Annotated in this window: 5 protein-coding genes; all 5 read right to left on the bottom strand. The window is 38.4% G+C overall.

The features are described from left to right. Positions 1-605: carbohydrate ABC transporter permease (locus AB685_RS26930; RefSeq protein WP_047973674.1), on the bottom strand; the 605-nt coding region annotated here is incomplete at its 3' end. Next, positions 602-1,537, bottom strand: a complete 936-nt coding sequence (locus AB685_RS26935) for a sugar ABC transporter permease (protein WP_047973671.1) — start codon at positions 1,535-1,537, stop codon at positions 602-604. The genes AB685_RS26935 and AB685_RS26930, both read right to left, overlap by 4 nt. Before the next feature lie 69 nt (positions 1,538-1,606). Next, positions 1,607-2,911: an extracellular solute-binding protein gene (locus AB685_RS26940; protein ID WP_047973672.1), complete on the bottom strand. Its 1,305-nt coding sequence runs from the start codon at positions 2,909-2,911 to the stop codon at positions 1,607-1,609. Positions 2,912-3,002: 91 nt separating this feature from the next. Next, on the bottom strand, positions 3,003-3,755 hold the full coding sequence (locus AB685_RS26945) for a sugar phosphate isomerase/epimerase (protein ID WP_241773395.1): 753 nt from the start codon (positions 3,753-3,755) through the stop codon (positions 3,003-3,005). Between the two features lie 66 nt (positions 3,756-3,821). Beyond that, on the bottom strand, positions 3,822-4,406 hold a 585-nt coding region (locus AB685_RS26950; protein WP_047973675.1), incomplete at its 5' end, for a substrate-binding domain-containing protein.

Below are 4,406 nucleotides of genomic sequence, written 5' to 3' on the forward strand. Positions count from 1 at the left end.
TTGTAGATGACAATAGTAGAAATGGCCGGGACGATATTTGGAAAGATGACCTTCCAAAAGATCTTCCAATGATTTGCGCCATCTAATTGTGCTGCTTCTTCTAGTTCCTTAGGGATCTCTTGCATAAACTGCGTTAAGATAAAAATCGAAATCGGCAAACTAAATGCAACATATGGACCAAGTAAGGCAAGTAACGTATCATAGACACCCATTCCTTGAGTCAACACAAAAATCGGAATTAATGTTGCATGAATGGGCAGCATCATTCCCGCTACAAAAAGGAGAAATAATGGTCGATTCAAGCGGAATTTCATCCGACTTAATGGGTAGCTTGCTAGAGAAGCAATCATCACCGTAATGACAACTGCTGATACTGTGATGATCATACTGTTTAAAAAGTAAGTCGATAATCCCATATCAAAAACAGAAAAGTAATGTTCGATTGTAAATGTCTCAGGGAAAATGGAGTACGGATTCACGAAAAACTCACTCATGCTTTTAAATGATGTTCCAATCATGTACATGAACGGATAGAACGTAAAGATCAGCAGCGAGATTGCTAATACATATAATAGAATTCTCTTTATTAGCTGTAATGGATTCATGTAAATAACCCCCGCTTCTTTCGCTGATGTTCAAGAACCTGAATAATAATGACACAGGCAAATGCAATTAAAAACATAACCGCTGCAATTGTACTTGCGTAACCCATACTAAAGTTAATAAAGCCTTGCTTATACATATAGGTTCCTAGTATTTCAGTCGCTCCTCCTGGACCTCCTCCAGTCATAATGTAGAAAATGTCAAAGGCTTTGAGTGACCCTACTATCGCTAGAATAGAAGAGGTGACAAATGTAGGGATGAGAGCTGGTAACGTCACATAGAAAAACTTTTGTAATTCACTCGCACCATCTATACTTGCTGCCTCATACAACTCATCCGGGATTCCTACCATTGCAGCCTTAAAAAGAATCATATAAAAGGGAGAGAACTGCCATATAACGACGATTAAAATCGCAATCATTGCTGTATTTTTATCAGCTAACCAAGGAATCGCATTAAATCCAAACAGTTGAACAATTTGATTGACTGGACCATTGATTGGGTCATACATAAATATCCAAAGTAAACCAATTGCAACAGTGGACATTAAGTAAGGTAAAAAGAAAATGACATTCAAAAACTTTTTCCCCATAATTGGGCTAAAAAGTACCAACGCCATGATTAATCCAAGTGGGATTTGTACAAAGACTGACACTAATACTAGTAACATGTTATTTTGTAGTGCWTGCCAAAAAGTAGAGTCAGAGAACAACGTCATATAGTTCGCAAGCCCGATAAACGACTTCTCTGCTTGAACACCATTCCAGTTATACATACTGTAGTTAAAAGTAGCGATAATGGGATATAAAATAAAAACCGAATAAACTAAAAGTGCTGGCAAAACAAATAGTAGAATCGTTTTTGCTTTTTTGCGTTTGTTCTTTTTTTGCTCTGGATTAATTGTAATGACATTGGTACCAACAGCCGTCTTCATATCGCGTTCCCTCCCTGATACATGTAGAGGAGGGGCAAGAGCAGCTGCCCCCTCTCAAAGCATGATGTTTTAATCTAATGTTTCTTTAGCTTTTTGTTCCATAAGGTCTGCTGCTTCTTGTGGTGTCATTGTCTTACCGAATAATTCTTGCGTTGTATCTTTATGAAGCTCAGCAAGAACTGGAGGGAGGGTCTGATCGTATGGCATATGAATATCATTCGCTTCTGCTGCCATTTCAGAAAATTGTTGAACAAAGACATCGTCTGTTGGAACGTCAATAAGCGCAGATAAACTTCCAGTACGATTGACATAATCTTCTGCTGTCTCAAGTGTCGTTAATTCTTTCATTAACTCAATGGCCAACTCAGGATGTTCTGTCCCTGAATAAGCAGACCAAACTGGACTTGTTGCTCCGCCAACATTTGATGGATCACCTTTTCCATCAGGCAAAGTTGGGAATGGGAACRTACCTAGCTTCTCCTCAAATTCAGGAGCTTCTGAACGCATATTAACTACAAGAGTATTCGTCATAAGCATCATTGCTGATTGACCAGAATACAATAATTGTCTGCCTTGACCAGCATCGTATGGAACACCGTTAAAGCCCGKGTTAAAAGCATTTCTATCAACTAGCTCTTGAATGTATTCTCCAGCCTTTACGTAGGTAGGATCATCAAATCCTCTACCGTCTCTGTTAAAGGCACTTTGGAATAATTCCTCACCACCTAAGCGGTCAGCAAAATACATTAAATAATAAGCACCTGGCCATTTTGTCTGATTCGTTAGTGTAATAGGGATCACATCGTTTTCATTCAATTCATCAATTATGGCCAATAACTCATCATACGTTTCAGGCTCTTCTAAGCCATGCGTTTCAAAGATTTCCTTGTTGTAGAAGAAAAGTGTTTGGCTCAACCCTAAAGGCAACCCATATACTTTCTCATCAAATGTCGTATTATTAAGTGCCATTTCTAAAAAAATTTCAAACTCAATATCTTCATCTGTAAGGTCTAAAACCTGTCCGGCATCAGCAAACTCTTTCAGCCATCCACCACCCCAAGAAGTAAATACATCAGGAGGATTTCCACCAGACATGGCTACAACCATTCGCTGCTTGTAATCATCATTTGGAATTCGAAGCATGTTTACTTCAACACCTGGATTTTTTTCTTCAAAGCGTTCTACAGCATCTTGATACACTGCCTCTTTATCCCCACTATCAATTTGCCAAAAGTCTAAAACGATTTTATCTCCAGTGCTAGCCCCCTCATCAGAATTACCTTCAGAAGTTGTTTCTTGATTACCTCCACCACAAGCAGTGACAAAAAGAGAAAGGATTAGCGCAAATAGCATGACAGACCATTTTTTTCTCATTTAAACGTCCCCTTTGATTTTTAGTATTCACTCGGAAATATACTAGAATTTCAAACAGTCCTAGCAACCAGATGTAACCGGTTACATTTAGCTATACAAGAGAATGACTTTTTAAGTAATCAATACTTAWTTTCACACTTTCAAATGGGCTTTTTTTCGTCTGATCCTGCTCAATTACAAACCAATCAACACCAGCACGCTTAYCTTCTTCAATTGCACTAAGAACATCCACACCACCTGTGCCTAACTCAGCAAAAAATTGTTCAGCGTCGTTTGTCATGTCCTTTAGATGTAGCAGCGGTGTTCTTCCTTTATATCGATTGATCCACTCTACTGGATTTTCACCAGCCTTTGTAAGCCAGTAAATATCAAGCTCCGCATTCACCCATTTCGGATCTGTCTCATCTAATAGAATACGTAAAGGCTTGATCCCATTGATACCTTCTAATTCAAACTCGTGGTTGTGATAGCTAAACTGAATCCCGTTATCTGAGYATACTTTTCCAATTTCGTTCAATCTTTGAGCGAATTGTCTATACTCGCTAACGCCTCCGCGACGGTGCTCTGGTAAGATCGGGCAAGTAATATATTTACTATTGATTTCTTTTTGATAGTGAATAACATTTTCTAATTCATTCTCTAGCATGTGAAGGGGTACATGACTCCCTGCAGCTTGCAGACCAAGTTCATCAAGAATCCCTTTCAACTCTCTTGCTTCAAGTCCACCCCAATTCCCCGCAAACTCAACACCGTCATACCCTAATTCAGCTACTTTTTTTAATGTACCAACAAAATCTTCTTTGCAAGCGTCCCTTAAAGTAAATAATTGAATAGCAATTTTCATTTTTAAATCCTCCCCCATCTAATTTAGTCATGTTGACAAAGTAATCTTTCTCACTCATCACCCCTTTCAAAGTGATTCATTTACTTTTTTACAAGAATGCCTAATAACTAAATGGCTATTTAAAACCACATGCATTTGTTCTAATGGTTGATCTTCTATTATTGTTAATAACATCTTCGCAGCATTGGTTCCAATTTCAATGGTTGGCTGTTCAATTGTAGTTAGAGATGGTGTAACATATTTGGCAACTTCAATATCATCAAATCCAATAATGGACATCTCCTCAGGAATTTTAAAACCATGCTCCTTCAACGCTTTCATTGCCCCAATGGCCATATTATCTGATGCGGCGAAGATGGCCGTTGGTAATTGCTTTTGCAAGAGCAGTTGATTCGCTAATTGATACCCTGACTCTAACGACCAATTTCCATTGAATATCAAACTTTCATCGATTTCTATTCCATTTTGAATGAGTCCGTTTTTATAGCCTTTTAATCTCCTTCTTGCGCCTAATACATCAGGAACACCACCAAAATAAGCAATTCGTTTGTGACCTAAGTTTGCCAAATACTTGACCGCTTTTTCAGCTGCCAAATGATTATCAATGCTGACGGCTGGAGCAGTCGAAATATTTTCACTCATATGATCAGT

The organism is Bacillus sp. LL01 (genome assembly GCF_001037965.1).